General features: G+C 43.3%; 13 protein-coding genes and 1 pseudogene. 9 read left to right on the top strand and 5 right to left on the bottom strand.

Annotation, left to right across the window (positions count from 1 at the left end; genetic code table 11):
- Positions 1 to 297 precede the first annotated feature (297 nt).
- The 5 genes from V7K89_RS34360 to V7K89_RS34380 form a co-directional block, all read right to left on the bottom strand.
- Positions 298 to 657 carry a hypothetical protein gene (locus V7K89_RS34360; protein WP_335195349.1) on the bottom strand — a complete coding sequence of 120 codons (360 nt, stop codon included), beginning with the start codon at positions 655 to 657 and terminating at the stop codon, positions 298 to 300.
- Entirely contained in the window at positions 658 to 1,245 is a 588-nt protein-coding gene (locus tag V7K89_RS34365) for a LemA family protein (RefSeq protein WP_335195350.1), read from the bottom strand. It abuts the gene before it with no gap.
- A gap of 342 nt (positions 1,246 to 1,587) precedes the next feature.
- Entirely contained in the window at positions 1,588 to 1,839 is a 252-nt protein-coding gene (locus V7K89_RS34370; RefSeq protein ID WP_335195351.1) for a hypothetical protein, read from the bottom strand.
- Between the two features lie 292 nt (positions 1,840 to 2,131).
- Positions 2,132 to 2,392, bottom strand: a complete 261-nt coding sequence (gene psaK, locus V7K89_RS34375; RefSeq protein WP_335001419.1) for a photosystem I reaction center subunit PsaK — start codon at positions 2,390 to 2,392, stop codon at positions 2,132 to 2,134.
- Positions 2,393 to 2,679: 287 nt separating this feature from the next.
- On the bottom strand, positions 2,680 to 3,606 hold the full coding sequence (locus V7K89_RS34380) for an AraC family transcriptional regulator (protein WP_335195352.1): 927 nt from the start codon (positions 3,604 to 3,606) through the stop codon (positions 2,680 to 2,682).
- 176 nt (positions 3,607 to 3,782) lie between these two features.
- On the opposite strand from V7K89_RS34380, the pseudogene V7K89_RS34385 reads away from it, so the two are divergent.
- From V7K89_RS34385 to V7K89_RS34425, 9 genes and pseudogenes are all read left to right on the top strand, one after another.
- A pseudogene (locus V7K89_RS34385) lies at positions 3,783 to 4,557 on the top strand (glucose 1-dehydrogenase).
- 120 nt (positions 4,558 to 4,677) lie between these two features.
- The gene (locus V7K89_RS34390) at positions 4,678 to 5,706 is read left to right on the top strand and encodes an alpha/beta hydrolase (protein ID WP_335195353.1); all 1,029 of its coding nucleotides are present in this window, start codon (positions 4,678 to 4,680) and stop codon (positions 5,704 to 5,706) included.
- Between the two features lie 239 nt (positions 5,707 to 5,945).
- On the top strand, positions 5,946 to 6,713 hold the full coding sequence (locus V7K89_RS34395; RefSeq protein ID WP_335195354.1) for a glucose 1-dehydrogenase: 768 nt from the start codon (positions 5,946 to 5,948) through the stop codon (positions 6,711 to 6,713).
- A complete protein-coding gene (locus tag V7K89_RS34400; protein ID WP_335195355.1) occupies positions 6,710 to 7,195 on the top strand; it encodes a cyclophilin-like fold protein in 486 nt (161 codons plus the stop codon). Before V7K89_RS34395 ends, V7K89_RS34400 begins: the two co-directional genes overlap by 4 nt.
- 596 nt (positions 7,196 to 7,791) lie before the next feature.
- A complete protein-coding gene (locus tag V7K89_RS34405; RefSeq protein ID WP_335195356.1) occupies positions 7,792 to 9,102 on the top strand; it encodes an efflux RND transporter periplasmic adaptor subunit in 1,311 nt (436 codons plus the stop codon).
- Positions 9,103 to 9,177: 75 nt separating this feature from the next.
- Positions 9,178 to 12,351: an efflux RND transporter permease subunit gene (locus V7K89_RS34410; protein ID WP_335195357.1), complete on the top strand. Its 3,174-nt coding sequence runs from the start codon at positions 9,178 to 9,180 to the stop codon at positions 12,349 to 12,351.
- A 51-nt stretch (positions 12,352 to 12,402) separates the two neighbouring features.
- Complete coding sequence (locus V7K89_RS34415) at positions 12,403 to 13,143, top strand: SDR family oxidoreductase (RefSeq protein WP_335195358.1); 741 nt, start codon at positions 12,403 to 12,405, stop codon at positions 13,141 to 13,143.
- Positions 13,127 to 13,411: a hypothetical protein gene (locus tag V7K89_RS34420; protein ID WP_335195359.1), complete on the top strand. Its 285-nt coding sequence runs from the start codon at positions 13,127 to 13,129 to the stop codon at positions 13,409 to 13,411. The genes V7K89_RS34415 and V7K89_RS34420 overlap by 17 nt, the downstream gene beginning before the upstream one ends.
- 1,226 nt (positions 13,412 to 14,637) lie before the next feature.
- On the top strand, positions 14,638 to 15,369 hold the full coding sequence (locus V7K89_RS34425; protein ID WP_335195360.1) for a class I SAM-dependent methyltransferase: 732 nt from the start codon (positions 14,638 to 14,640) through the stop codon (positions 15,367 to 15,369).
- The last annotated feature ends 3 nt before the right edge of the window (positions 15,370 to 15,372 follow it).

Raw genomic sequence — 15,372 nt, forward strand, 5'->3', positions numbered from 1 at the left:
GTAAAACTCTTGTTAACTGTGTTTCTTTCATTTATTGCGGGCGTGTAATCGCGCCCCTTGGGCGCTCACATCTTGCACCTAACCGAATAAACCCGCAAAAGATAAATAAAGAGCGCAAAATATAACAGTAAGACAAAAACATTAACCAAGTACAGGTAAGTTTTGAAAAGAACAAAATATGTCGTAATGCTACATAGAAAGCTTCAAAACGACAAAATGATGGGATGACGCTTTCTACGTCATCAAGAGTGCGATGGCGTACCCACCCGCCCTCCGGCGATCCCCAAAGGCGAAGCGTCAAGACCCGCCCTTAGCGATCGCCATTTCCTCGACTATATTTAATAGTTGTTGCCCTTGTTCGTCGGCTATTTCTGCTACCAGCAGTCTTCCTCCTAACTCTTGGGCAATTACGCTTCCGCCTTGACGGAGACAGGCAATTTTATACAAACTTCCCACTGCGATCGCAATTATTGTAATCCCAGCCACGTAGAGAAATAACCCTGGATGCCACCAAACACGAGGAGTCATGCGAAACAGAAATAAAGTGGCAATATAAATCGCCATAATCATGACTGCGATCGCCAAGGAAAATAACCCGATTAATTGTTGCGTATTTTGGCGTGCCCGATCCTGATGTTCAAAGAAATTCATAGACATCTAAAAAGACACGCGTGGAGCATTTCTTATTTCTGGAGTTGCTTCCGGGAGCAATTGAGCAACAGTAAAGTTAAAAGTATTTGCCACCAGGTTACTAGGAAAAGATTCGCTCTTGGTGTTGTAAAGTGTCACCGCATCATTAAAAGCCTGATGGGCAAAAGCAATTCGGTTTTCAGTCGAAGATAGTTCTTCCATTACCTGAGTCATGGCGCGATCAGCTTTCAATTCTGGATAAGATTCTGAAAGTACCATCAACCGACTTAACGCACTCGTCAGCGCCCCTTCAGCATTACCCAACTGTTGCATCACTTGGGGATCGCCAGGATTTTGGGTGGCACGACTGCTAGCGTTAATTGCAGAATTCCGGGCGGCAATAACTGCTTCTAAGGTTTCTTGCTCATGTTTCATATACCCTTTAGCTGTTTCCACCAAGTTGGGAATTAAATCATAGCGACGCTGTAATTGAACATCGATTTGAGAGTAAGCATTTTTGTAACGATTGCGATACTTAATTAAATCATTGTAGGTATTAATGATAATTACAGCAATAATGGCAACTAAAGCAACAGAAAATATTAGAAGCCCCATATTTTTAGATTATTTTCATTAAGTTCTTACTTTATATCCAGCAGAATTTGTGTGAATATAAAGATGAGTCTACTTATAGCAAGTTGGCTTCGTCGTCTGTAAAATTACTTACGCAATTATACTGTCTATATAGTTGGTAAGATTTTTTAAATAACCACAGAGGCACAGAGAAGCCAGTGCGTTGCGGGGGTTCCCCCGTTGAAGCAACTGGCGCGGCGCAGAGAGAAAGAAACACAAAGATAAAAGAAATAATTTACAACAATTCTAAATTTTTGTGAATATCATCTCTCTTTTCTCTGTGTACTCTGCCCTCTGCGGTTGATGAAAAATTGTATAGTTAAGTTATCTATGAATATGAATAAATAGGGAATAACCACTGATAGCAAAAATAAAAAGGATGGCGGTAGGAAAAATTATTACATCTCTGACAATAAATAAAATCCAATCTTTTCTTAGTTCTTGTTTAAACTTGAGTTCTCGAAGTTTTCGCTCAAGTTCTAAGTCTTCTTGTGACTGCAAGTTTACAGGTGGCAAAATTAACGAGTTGTTATCTTTGCTGACAATATTTTTTGCTAAATCTGTTATATCTGTCATGCTGTTTAGATACCAATAATTTCAGTTTAAATATTTTGGTTATCATTTACAATCTAAATAGGTTTGCCTTTTTGCTTGGCTGATAAACCTACTTTTAGGAGTACATAGGTGCAGCCAGCGCTAGACATTGCCTTTGCATTTATTGAGCAATGTCAGGTTGTCATTGACGTAGTTTTGAATTGAGTTATTGTAAAGCATCCATTTAGATAAAAAAGAGCCAGAGAGTGTTAGTTCTCTGACTCAAACCTGGAGACAAAAGAATCATCAAATAAAGGCTAACTTGAGTAAGAACCTAAATTCTTCCCAGGTTATGCAGCCCTAAAATAGCACCTACTCCCAAGATATGACCAAAGGCGGTAGTTGCTAAAAGGGCTGGTACACCAAAATTACCAAAGAAATTGGCTGAGGGTAGTTTTGGTTCTGCGTTGGGATACTTGATGGTAGATTTGCCAAAAGCAATGGCAATGATATTAGCAATAATCATAATCAGTCCAACTGTAGGACTCCATTGCAGAGGTGTAGTTGCAGCAGCGAGTAAGGTTGAGGTCAACACCTGGTTTGCTCCTGAAATTTATTAATGGTTGAAAACATAATCTGAAACTTTCCGAAGCAAATTCAAGAAATTACCTGATTTTGCATCAATATTTAACAGTTATTCTTACTACTTAACGTAAGTTGCTAGTTAATGTCCATAAACTATATCAAGATTTGATACAAAAAAACCAAGTTTTAAGTACTGCTAAATACCAAAAAATAAAATGTTGTACTTAAGCAAAGGCACTTTTTGATAACTAGCAACTTGGGTTATTAGTCCTTTGCACCAATAAACCTGTCCAATTCTTATTGCCCTAAATTGCTGCGCAGCTTGGCGATGTCACGATGCGGGGGAATACCAAATAGTTTTTTATATTCCCGGCTGAAATAAGACGGGTCATCGTAACCGACGCGGAAGCTGGCGATCGCCACGTCCATGTTTTCGCCTAGCATCAGACGGCGTGCTTCCTGAAGCCGTATTTGTTTCTGGAACTGCAAAGGACTCATCGCCGTGACAGACTTAAAATGTTGGTGAAAGCCTGACACGCTCATGCCGAGTTCGCGGGCTGTATCTTCGATTTTCATCGGCTGATCAATGTTTTCGCGGATTTGCCTGACCACCCTGGAGATGCGTTGCGCGTCGCCTTCCGTAGCGATCAGCTGGCTGAGTCGTGCCCTCTGTTTTCCTTTTAAAAGCCGATAGATGATCTCGCGGATAATGAGCGGCGCGAGAAACTTCATTTCGTCCGGCGTGTCAAATAGTTTCACTAATTTGACAATCGCATCCAGTAAATCGGCATCAACCGGGCTGACATCCATCGCCTTGACTCCGGCACCGCTTTTTTTTGTTTCAATGCCGCATTCAATCATCACCGCAGCCACAAGTGCCGGATCGAGGTCTATCCGAAGATTCAAATAAGGTTTTTCTTCAGAGGCTTCGACGACATTACTCATAATTGGCAGATCGAGTGTCGAGATTAAGTAATGACCGGAATCGTAGTGAAATAATTCATCGTTCAAAAGGATATCTTTGCTGCCCTGGGCGATGACGCAGAAGGCAGGCTTTAATACGGATACCTGACTCTCGGTCGGTTTCGACGATTGATATATGAAAATGCCCGGAAACACTTCCAAAAGGCTATTTTCGGGGGCGAGACGAATCATTCTTTCGATCAGCTCTTCCCGGTTGATCTGCATCTTTCGCTTTTCAAATTCTGCTTCTCTTTGGTTCATAAATTCATCTTAAAGGCTTTGTTTTTCTTCAGCACATTGCGCGGCAGATTTTTGGAGAATTGTCCGGTTTTTTTCGATGAACGTCCTCACGCTATCCGTTTTCACGCCCGTATATTGAACTTATAAGCAAATAGACCGGAAGAAAAACAGTCATTAAACTAGAGGATCTAAAAATTATGGAAACGAAAGAAAATAAATTATTTAAAGACAAGGTTGCCTTTATCACTGGCGGCGGAACGGGTATTGGCTTGGCTACTGCTCTGGCATTTGCAAAGGAAGATGCCAGCGTGTGCGTTGCCGGTTTGTCCGAGAAAGATATTCAAGAAGCTGTAAATCGTATCAAACAGGAAAGCGGAGAAGCGATTGCTGTTAAATGCGATGTTCAGCGGGCAGAAGATATAAAAGCCGCACTCGACCAAACCATCAAAACGTATGGCAGGCTGGATTACGCTTTCAACAATGCCGGTGTCGAACAGCCGCAAATTGCATTGGCTGATATTACCGAGGGAGGAAGAATTTGATCGCCAGATGAATATTAACCTAAAAGGTGTTTTTCTTGGCATGAAGTATCAAATTCCCCTGATCCTCAAAAGCGGCGGTGGTGCCATTGTCAACACATCTTCCGGTGCAGGAGTCAAAGGATTTAAAGGACAGGCAGCTTATACAGCAGTGAAGCATGGAGTCATTGGTCTGACCCGCTCGGCAGCTCTGGATTATGCAACAGACAATATCAGGATTAATGTCGTGGCTCCGGGCATCATTGATACGCCGATGATGGCTCGATTCACGGGCGGAACGGAAGAAGGGCGCAAAGGAGCTATTTCTCAGGAACCTATTGGCAGAGCGGGAACACCGGAAGAGATTGCCAATGCTGTCATCTGGCTATGCTCGGATGCTTCATCCTTTGTGACAGGTCACGCGCTAGTAGCTGACGGCGGACAAACGGTATAAAGCATTTGGGAAAAGCGTTTTTACTAGCAGAGCTTTCTAAAACTTTTAGCAGCATTGCCGCCATTACTTACATTCAGAAAACAAGTAATAAATACAGGTCTATGAGTCAGAAAAATGAAGATGAAATATATATTAATTTTAGCAATGATGACTCTGACGATCGGTGGGCAGGCTTACACACAAACAGAACAAAAAGGACAATCAAAACAAACAGCAGAAATGGAAAAAATAACACCAAAGGGATATACAACTTTTAAGGTAAGCGACAACGTTACGATGTATAAGGTTACTTTTAAAAACCAATACAAAATGGATGTTGCGGGACATCTTTTTATTCCCAAGAATTTAGATCAAAGTAAAAAACATTCGGCGATTATTGTTGGGCATTCTATGGGAGCTGTAAAAGAACAAAGTGCCAACGTGTATGCTGCAAATATGGCTGAACGAGGGTTTGTAACTTTATCTCTTGACTTGTCTTTCTGGGGTGAGAGTGAGGGCGAACCACGCAACGCTGTTGCACCTGATATTTATGCTGAAGATTTCAGTGCAGCAGTTGACTTTCTTGGCACCTGTCCATTTGTTGACAAAAACCGAATCGGAATAATTGGAATTTGTGGTAGTGGAAGCTTTGTTATCAGTGCCGCTAAGATTGATCCGCGAATGAAAGCGATCGCAACTGTCAGCATGTACGATATGGGAGCAGCCAACCGAAATGCACTCAACCATTCGCTGACCCTTGAGCAGAGAAAGAAAATCCAGGATGAGGCTGCAAAGCAACGTTATGTAGAGTTTACCGATGGTGAAACCAAATACACGAGTGGGACTGTACATAAGTTAGATCAAAACACAGACCCCATCCAGCGTGAGTTTTATGATTTCTACCGTACACCGAGAGGTGAATACACTCCAAAAGGAGGTTCGCCGGAACTCACAACGCACCCGACGTTAAGCAGTAACGTTAAGTTTATGAATTTTTACCCGTTTAATGACATAGAAACGATTTCCCCTCGTCCTATGCTTTTCATCATGGGTGATAAAGCTCACTCAAGAGAGTTTAGTGAGGATGCCTACAAACGTGCAGCCGAACCCAAAGAATTGTATATCATTCCGAAAGCAGGACACGTTGATTTATATGACGAGTTAAGTTAATTCCCTTAGATAAACTCACATCATTTTTTACCGAACATTTAAAGTAACGTTCGTTTGGGATAAGAACCGAAGAATTATTGAAGAAACCGTCGTTGAAAGTACGATTGCGTTTCTGTTTTGAAAAGCCATTATGAAAAAGCCATGATGCAGCACTGGCGAGTGGAAGGCGGCCACCGCGTAGGCGTCATCGGGCTGGGCGGCTTGGGTCAAGCGATTAACAAAGGAGAAGGAGTTACATCATGATCAATCCATTGGACTTCAACGGCAAAGTGGCACTCGTCACCGGGGCCGCAGCCGGTATGGGACTTGCGACCGCGCAGGCATTCGCTGATGCGGGCGCGGCTGTCGTTCTGGCGGATGTCAATGAAGACGCGGTGAAAGCCGCAGCGGAAAAGCTCGTCAGCGCGGGTCACAAGGCATTTGCCATTCGTTGCGATGTCAGTGATGACGCCGAAGTGGCGGCGATGGTGGACCGCACCGTCGCCGAGTTCGGACGACTCGACGCCGCGTTCAACAACGCAGGGGTGATGGCTCGAATCGCACCCATCGCCGACAGCACCCACGAGGACTTTGACCGCGTGATCGCGATCAACTTGCGGGGTGTGTGGAGTTGTATGAAGCACGAGCTTCGGCAGATGGAACGACAAAGCAGCGGCGCGATCGTCAACAACGCCTCGGTCGGTGCGTTGACCGGCAACCCTGGAATCGCTTCCTACATTGCCTCCAAGCATGGCGTGGTGGGCCTGACACGGACGGCGGCGCTCGAATATATCAAGCACGGCATCCGCGTTAATGCGGTGAATCCTGGCCTGATCGACACGCAGATCGCCCGCGACGTCGTCGCCGGGGACGAGAAGGCGTATGCCGACATAGCGAAGAACATTCCTATCGGCCGTGCGGGCAGACCTGAGGAAATCGCGTCGGTGGTCCTGTGGCTTTGCAGTCCGGGAGCGAGCTTCGTGGTCGGCCACGCCCTCACCGTCGATGGAGGAGCGACTGTGCCATGAGGAAGCGAAAGTTACTCTCGGTTTTGCTCCTGACCGCGGCGCTGGTCGGAGCTATCGCGCTTGGCTGTGTCGACACGAACGACTCTGCATCAACGGAAAGAACACCTGGCAAGAAGACGAACACCATGAAGATTCGCATCAAACTCGATAACAAGACGCTCACCGCCACGCTCGCCGACAACGCAACGTCCGCAGATTTTGTTTCCCTGCTGCCACTCACGCTGACGCTGAAAAACTACGCCTCGACCGAAAAGATCGGCGATCTGCCAAAGCAGTTATCCACCGAAGGCGCGCCCGCAGGCTGCGATCCTGATGTTGGCGACATCGCTTACTACGCGCCATGGGGTAATCTGGCGATTTTCTACAAGGACTCCAGCAACGGCTATGCACGCGGGCTGATCAAACTCGGAAAGATTGATGAAGATGTAGGAGCGTTGAATACGACCGACGATCTGAAAACGACAATCGAGTTGATCAAGTAACCAAACTAACAGGAAAAAACCACGATAACGAACGGAACTCAGCTTTGGCAGTGTACAAGACTCGAAGAATTATTGAATAAACCGTCGTTTGAGATACAACGACGGTTTCTTTTCAAGTAATTTCAACAATAATTGAAACAAATCTTTGTCACGATGATTGAATTCGTATTTGCACTCGAATGAGTGCAAATAAAAGTTCTATTAAAGATTGACTCTCGATTTTTAAGAAGCGGTCTAACTATTTGACTGTGATAGCTAGTTTGAATTTCAATATCTAAAACAAGCAACCTATTAGTCTCGATTTATACTTAGATAACAGTAATTTGGATAAAATTATTTCAATGTATTCATAGCAATTTGGGCAGCAGTTAGGAATAAAAAGATCCTCGACTTTTTGAGGAATACAGTTGAAGTAAAAAATTTAAGGAGCGGATTCACCTTTCGGTAGATTTAGACAGAATCATCAAAACTGTATATTTGGATGAGATAACACATAATTTGCCACAAAACCTCATGCTAAATCAGTAATTTCAAGTGTAACAGATGAAATTTTGATTGAATTCTAGTTAATTTGTTCCTTAAGTTCCTCAAAAGCCATGACATCCCCTGAGCCTCAAACTGATTTTGGAGAAAAAGCTCCACAAACGTCATTTGAGCCACCTTCTGGAAAACGGCGGTGGCTTTGGTTGAGTTTAGCCGCACTCCTATTGTTAGGGGGCGGAGCAACTCTAGTTTGGCGTTTACTCACTCTGCAAAATTCAGCACCTTCAACTGTTAACGCTCAACCTCAAGGGGTAAGAGTCAAAATATCAACAGTACAAAGCGGCATAATTGAGGAAAGTTCAGATTTTATTGCTAGTTTAAAATCCCGGCGCTCAGTCACGCTCCAGCCGAAAATTCCGGGTCAAGTTACCCAGATACTTGTCAAATCGGGAGATCCAATCGTCGAAGGAGCTGCAATTCTCCAAGTAGATCCTATATCACAGGCAGCGATCGCGAGAAATAATACTGTGCCTCAAGCATTTTTCGTACAACTGGCAAATGCCCGCGCTACACTCAAATCTCTAGAAGCAGAACGACCGTCCTACGTTGCGAATGTGCAACTGTACCAGCAGAACTACGAAAAGTTTGTCAGCCTAGCTGAACAAGGAGCGGTGTCTCAACAGGCTAGCAATCAGTTTGCTAATCGGCTTGCCAATGCTAAGACTAGTCTGGATGCAATTGATTCCAGGATTCAAGCACAACGAGCTACCATTTTGCAGGCTGAAAAATCCTTGCAGCAATCTAATGTAAATACTCAAACACAACAGCCCCAGTCTGACAAAATTACCGCTCCCTTTAGTGGCACAGTTGGCAACATCCCTGTGAAAGTCGGTGATTTAGTTAATACTTCTACACCATTAGTTAATATCAAGCAAAATCGACCTTTAGAAGTGAATATCTCTGTACCACTACAGCAAGGGCCCCAATTGCGTAAGGGTATGCCAGTAGAGGTGATGAACACACAAGGTCAAAAGCTTGGTAGAAGTAGGATATTTTTTATTGCACCTAATGCCAGCAATGAAACACAAACCATATTAATTAAAGCACTTTTTGAGAACACTAACGATCAGCTACGTGCAGATCAATTGGTCAGGACTAGAGTGTTCTGGAATCAGCGCCCCGGAGTTTTAATTCCCACAACAGCAATGACTCGTGTAGGCGGAGACACTTTTGTTTATATAGTTGAAACAGAAACATCTCCCCAAGGTGTATCCCAACAAATAGCTCGGCAAAGGCGAGTGAAGCTAGGCGAGATCAAAGGTAACAATTACCAAGTTATTGAAGGATTACAGCCAGAAGATAAAGTTATTATTTCAGGGTTGCTTAATCTTAGGGATGGTATTGCGATCGTTCCAGAATCTTAAAAATGGGTGCTAAATGGTAGTATGTGACTACCAGTATACTACCAGCATACTACCAAATACCTACCACCAATCCCTATGTTTGTTGATTTCTTTATTAAGCGACCTGTATTTGCAAGTGTTTGCTCCATTATCATTTTGTTGGTAGGAGCCATCAGTATCCCGACACTACCCACAGATCAATATCCAGAGATCAGCCCGACTCAAATTAACGTTACTGCTAACTATGTCGGTGCTAATGCTGAAGTCGTAGAAAATACCGTCACGACTATTTTAGAGCGGCAGATTAATGGCGTTGAAGGCATGAAGTACATGACTTCAAATAGCAGCAACAATGGCAATAGTACGATTACAGTTACATTTGACGCATCGCGCAACAAAGATATTGCAGCAGTCGATGTGCAAAATCGTGTGTCCATCGCCCAACCGCTCTTACCAGAAGCTGTACAGCAAACTGGAGTCACCGTCACTAAGCAGTCTAACAACATTCTCTTAGCGATCGGACTGTACTCAGATAACAAAGAATACGACAACGTTTTTTTAAGTAACTATGCCGACCTCTACATAGTAGACGCCCTCAAAAGAATCAAAGGTGTGGGTGAGGTGCAGATTTTTGGTGAACGCCGCTATGCGATGCGCTTGTGGCTCAACCCCAACAGTCTTGCTAGTCGTAACCTCACCCCCCAAGATGTGGTCAATGCACTCAACGAGCAAAACTTACAGGTGGGGGCTGGGCAAATCGGGCAGCAGCCAACATTACCAGATCAGATGTATCAAATCGATTTGCAAGCTGTTGGCAGACTAAGTGGGGCAACGGAATTTGCCGACATGGTGATTAAGACATCTGAGAATGGCACGCTGGTAAAGTTAAGAGATGTCGGTCGAGCGGAATTGGGAGCAGAAAATTATAGTACTTTTCTGCGATTTAGAGGCAACGAAGGTGTGGGTCTAGGGATATTTCCTAGCCCTGGGAGTAACGCTTTAGACGTTGCTAGGGCAGTTAAAACCGAAATGCTGCGGCTGGAGCAAAGTTTTCCTCCAGGACTGAAATATCAGGTGGCGTTTGATACAACACTTTTTGTGGAAGCGTCGCTAGCAGAAGTAGTTAAGACGTTGATAGAAGCGATCGCTCTGGTCGTTTTAGTAATTTATATCTTCTTGCAGGACTGGCGGACTACGCTGATTCCGGTGATTGTTGTTCCCCTAACCTTGATTGGTACTTTTGCCTTTATCAAGGTTTTTGGATTTTCGATCAACACCCTAACCATGTTTGGTTTAACTTTGGCAACAGGATTGGTGGTTGATGACGCAATTATCATTGTTGAGAATATATCTCGGTTAATTGAGAATGAGAAGATGTCGCCTCGCCAAGCTGCCTCTGAGTCAATGCGGGAGCTGTTTGGGGCGGTGATTGCAACTTCCCTAGTGATGATGGCTGTATTTGTGCCCGTGGCATTCTTCCCAGGAGCTACAGGACAGATATATAAGCAATTTGCGCTGACGATCGCCTTTTCAATGGCGATTTCTACCTTTCTGGCTATTACCCTGAGTCCTTCCCTCTCAGCCTTGCTACTACGTCAGGGGCAAAGACCACGCGGTTGGTTGGGCTGGATTTTTGAGCGGGTTAACAGATTTATTGATTGGATGCGTAGGGGGTATGAACAAATACTCAAGCGCTTGACACGAATCAAAGCGATCGTAGTGGCGGTATTTATATTGTCCTTGGGGGTGACGGCCTGGCTTTACATCAACGTACCTACAGCGTTTATCCCTGATGACGACCAAGGTTATTTCATTACCATTATCCAAGGACCAGAGGGAGTTTCACTCAACTACACCAGCAATGTCATGGCTCAGGTAGAAAAAGAAATCCTCAAATTGCCGGAAGTCACAGGTACTTTCGCCATCGGTGGCTTTGGTTTTAGTGGTAACTCTGCCAATAGTGGTGCAATTTTTTCGACTCTCCAGCCTTGGGACAAGCGTCACGAACCGGGACAGTCAGCACAGGCAATCATTGGTAAGTTGAGTGGAGTGCTTGGAGCAATTTCCGAAGCGAGAATTTTCGCGGTGAATCCACCATCTATTCAGGGTTTAGGCAGTTTTGGCGGTTTCCAGTTTGAGCTACAAGATAGAACAGGGAACAGTGGTTTAAATAACTTAGTGCAAGTTATGGGTCAGTTACTCCAACGTGGTAATCAGACACCAGGATTGCAAGCTGTGTTTAGCACTTTTAGCGCCAAGACACCGCAGATGTTAATTGAAGTAGACCGTAACAAAGCTAAATCCCTGCAAGTTGGAGTAAGCGATATCTTTAATACCCTACAGGCTTACTTGGGTTCGCGGTATGTCAACGACTTTAATTTGCTACAACGGACTTATCGGGTGTATGTTCAAGCAGATGCTCAGTTTCGCTCTAACCCTGCGGATATCGGTAAATTATACGTGCGTTCTGCGAATAATCAGATGATTGCCCTGAGCAATTTTGTGAAAATTACTTCTGCCACTGGGGCGCAAACGATCAATCATTACAACTTGTTCCGTGCCATTGAAATTAATGGTTCCGCTGCTCCTGGTTATAGTTCCGGTGAAGCAACAGTAGCAATGGAGCAAATAGCAAAGCAGGTTTTGCCAGCAAGTATGGGCTATGAATGGTCGGGAATCGTTGCCGAAGAAAAACAGTCTGGCGGTCTAGCGCCCCTGATTTTTGGATTGGGACTTGTCTTTGTCTTTTTGGTGCTGGCTGCTCAGTATGAGAACTATGTTGATCCACTAATTATTATGCTGTCAGTTCCCCTAGCTATTTTGGGGGCGTTGTCGGCGCAGATGTTGCGGGGTTTACCTAACGATGTATTTTGCCAGGTTGGTTTAGTGATGCTGATTGGTCTGGCAAGTAAAAATGCCATTCTGATTGTGGAATTTGCCAACCAACTGCAAGAGCAGGGTTTTTCAATTACCAAAGCAGCAGTGCAAGCATCACAAGAACGCTTACGACCTATCCTGATGACTTCCTTCGCCTTTATCTTGGGTATTTGGCCATTGGTAAATCCTGAAGGAGCAGGAGCAGCTAGCAGAAAATCTCTTGGTACTGCGATCGCTGGTGGGACAATTGTCTCTACTTTGTTGACTCTGTTTTTTGTACCAATTTTATACATCGTGATTGGCAAAATTCGCGAGCGCTTGAGTCCACGTCGTCAGCCTCATAAGCTAGATGATAGTCAAGATAGCAAAGTTCCTTCTATCAGCCATCGGTAAGGAGTTGAAATTTTCTCCTTATTAATAACTGAAGCAAAAACAGGTGAATCTATGGCATCAATAACCGGAAAAGTTGCAATTATTACTGGTGCATCACGGGGAATTGGACGAGCGATCGCATTAAAATTAGCTGGTAACGGCGCATCTATTGTCGTTAACTATGCAGGTAATGCAGGCAAAGCACAAGAAGTTGTTGCAGAAATTGAAAAGTTGGGAGTAGAGGCAGTTGCTATCCAAGCTGATATTAGCAAAGTGCCCGACATCCAAAGGTTATTTAAGCAAACTCTTGAACACTTCGGTAAAATCGATATTTTGGTCAACAATGCCGGAATCGCCTTCTATAAACCAATTACTGAGGTGAGTGAAGAAGATTTCGACGCGATTTTTGCCATTAATGTTAAAGGCACTTATTTTGCTTGCCAACAAGCCGTGCAACACATGGCAGAAGGGGGACGGATTATCAACTTTTCCTCATCAACTACGGTGATGATGCTGCCAACTTATAGTGCCTATGTCGGAACCAAGGGTGCTGTTGAACAAATCACGCGGGTACTAGCTAAAGAATTGGGTGCAAAAGCGATCGCAGTTAATGTTATTTCTCCTGGCCCCACCGATACAGAACTGTTTCGAGAAGGCAAAACACAAGAACAGATAGATCGTTTAGCCCAAATGGCTGCTTTTAGTAAACTGGGAGATGTGCAAGAAATCGCCGATGTAGTAGCGTTTCTCGCTAGCGATGAAGCTAGATGGATCACTGGGCAAAATATTCGTGTCAATGGTGGAATCGCCTGAGGAAAAGCAAGGGGGCAGAATTTTTTTGCAACTTTGGCATTCTAGGAGAGTTTCTCACTCAGCTTTACTTAGTGGATTGCCAGTTGCTCCTAGTGCGATTGCTGGGATTAGCTCACTCCACACACCCATAGGTAAAGTATCGTTGGAAACTCCCCCTACTTTAGAAAACGCAGAAATTTCCGAGATTGTTGAGCAATTTTGCAAAGGTGCCGAAAATGCTTTAGCAGCCTCCTGTTCTGCAACGCCAATATTTTTTACCCCTCCCTAACCCACTGTATGTATTGGGGAGCCACTGCGTTGAGCGGGCAATGCCCGACTTGTACCCCTCCGGGGAAGCAAGCTAGCAAGAGCGTCTCCCCTTGGGAGAAGCAAGTGGCGTGAGGGAACCGCATTTTTCTTGTTTCCCCCCAATACAATCCATTAGTCATATCAAGTCCGGCCAATTAGTTATGATTCCCGAATCTATGCAGAAACCCAAAAACCCTTCCCCTGTGCCCCTCTGCCCCCCAGCCCCTCTGCTGCCTTAATGATAAGTCTTTAACCGGACATGATATCACATCTTTCTTTACAATCTGGAAACGCTTGTTTTGTAAGTATCTTAAACACATTCAGTGTGAGGCATACTTGACAAGTTATCTTTTAATCTTCTCGTTAAAAGGAGATTTTTATTAAGAATTAATAATAAACGAATCAGGATTAGAAAAAATCTGAGTGAATACTCTCGCAAATGTTGAGAAAGATCCGGGTAATGGATAACAATACATCGGGGAGACTAAGGGGGGTAACAACGCAATTAAAATCACAGCTAACCGCTTTTCAAACAACCTCTTAAAGAAATTACAGTCATCTCTAAATCAAAAATATAATTTGTCAGTTGCAAAACTTTTCGGTTTTATATTTGTCCAAATAGGAGAACACGCCCGTGCTACCTGACTATGAAAACGGATTGCTAAATATGGGCTGAAAAAGTTTGTATTAATATCATGTCCAGCTAATTAGTTATGATTCCCTTTCTCTATGCAGAAAGCACAATGAACAGAAGTTACAAAACTCAAAAATAAAATTTACTTTATATCTAGTTCTTGAGTTTAAAAACGTAGCTTATTAACTTGCAAACTGCTGTTATTAAGCTGTCTTTTTAGCACATAAATGCGAAGTATCTCTTGAGATATTTCGCATTCTTACTTTATATACAACTTCTACAGTCAGTTAACAGGTTATTAACATAACTTTTTGCATAGATGCTACCCGAATGCCTTCTTTTAAAAAATCTCAAAATATTTACAAACTGTTTAATATTTGAGTGTATTACTAATTGAAATCTCAATAATTCTTAATTGGATATCAGTTAAAATAGATAATAATTAACTTTTAGCAATACTTTTTTAGTAATATCGTTTAATATTTCAATAACTACAGAATTTACGTATTCTTTATGTAAATTTGAAATTTGCTAGCTAATTACTAAGTTTCAAACATTTCGGAGATATTTTTGTGTCAGTTATTAAAATTGCACACGAGCAGACTCATGCATACCAAAGATTTTCAAAACAGTATTCCAACTTAGGAATTGAAGGGACATATTATCTTGCGTTCGCCAATATTCCCCAACGCATTCAAAACCCTGCTTATGGTTTACTAGCTCTAGATTTTGGGTGTGGAGCAGGGCGATCAACTCGGTTTCTCAAGTCTTTGGGATGGAATGCGATCGGTGTTGATATTAATGCCGAAATGTTAGCCCAAGCTGATCAAATCGATCCCACCGGAACATACTATTTGATTGATGCATTACCGTTACCTTTTGCAGATGCTAACTTCAATCTGATTTTTCAAAGTTTTGTCTTGCTCGAATATTCCTCTATTTCTCAGATGATAGAAACACTTAAAGAATGCGATCGCCTACTAAAAAATGATGGCATCGCGATCATCGTGACTTGTTCAGAGGAATATTACTCTCATGATTGGCTGTCGTTTCAAAATGATTTTCCAGAAAATCAAAGCCTTCAATCAGGGGAAAAAGTTCGAGTCTCAATTCGGGGAACAGAGATAGTCTTATATGACTATTACTGGACAGATCGAGACTACCGAATTGCGTTTGAGCAGGCGGGGTTTGAGGTCATTCAAGCGCAACGACCTCTCGCTCAAGGGAACGAACCCTTTACCTGGGTAAGTGAACTAGAGCATCCATGTTGGGTGATTTATTCACTCAAGAAACGTACTAACTAAAAA

This window comes from Nostoc sp. (assembly GCF_036917515.1).
Classification (GTDB): domain Bacteria; phylum Cyanobacteriota; class Cyanobacteriia; order Cyanobacteriales; family Nostocaceae; genus Nostoc.

Excerpts from the sequence above, each read along its gene's own strand:
- V7K89_RS34360 (WP_335195349.1), bottom strand. The coding sequence starts at position 657 with ATGTCTATGAATTTCTTTGAACATCAGGATCGGGCACGCCAAAATACG.
- V7K89_RS34365 (WP_335195350.1), bottom strand. The coding sequence starts at position 1,245 with ATGGGGCTTCTAATATTTTCTGTTGCTTTAGTTGCCATTATTGCTGTA.
- V7K89_RS34370 (WP_335195351.1), bottom strand. The coding sequence starts at position 1,839 with ATGACAGATATAACAGATTTAGCAAAAAATATTGTCAGCAAAGATAAC.
- V7K89_RS34380 (WP_335195352.1), bottom strand. The coding sequence starts at position 3,606 with ATGAACCAAAGAGAAGCAGAATTTGAAAAGCGAAAGATGCAGATCAAC.
- V7K89_RS34390 (WP_335195353.1), top strand. The coding sequence starts at position 4,678 with ATGAAATATATATTAATTTTAGCAATGATGACTCTGACGATCGGTGGG.
- V7K89_RS34395 (WP_335195354.1), top strand. The coding sequence starts at position 5,946 with ATGATCAATCCATTGGACTTCAACGGCAAAGTGGCACTCGTCACCGGG.
- V7K89_RS34400 (WP_335195355.1), top strand. The coding sequence starts at position 6,710 with ATGAGGAAGCGAAAGTTACTCTCGGTTTTGCTCCTGACCGCGGCGCTG.
- V7K89_RS34405 (WP_335195356.1), top strand. The coding sequence starts at position 7,792 with ATGACATCCCCTGAGCCTCAAACTGATTTTGGAGAAAAAGCTCCACAA.
- V7K89_RS34410 (WP_335195357.1), top strand. The coding sequence starts at position 9,178 with ATGTTTGTTGATTTCTTTATTAAGCGACCTGTATTTGCAAGTGTTTGC.
- V7K89_RS34415 (WP_335195358.1), top strand. The coding sequence starts at position 12,403 with ATGGCATCAATAACCGGAAAAGTTGCAATTATTACTGGTGCATCACGG.
- V7K89_RS34420 (WP_335195359.1), top strand. The coding sequence starts at position 13,127 with ATGGTGGAATCGCCTGAGGAAAAGCAAGGGGGCAGAATTTTTTTGCAA.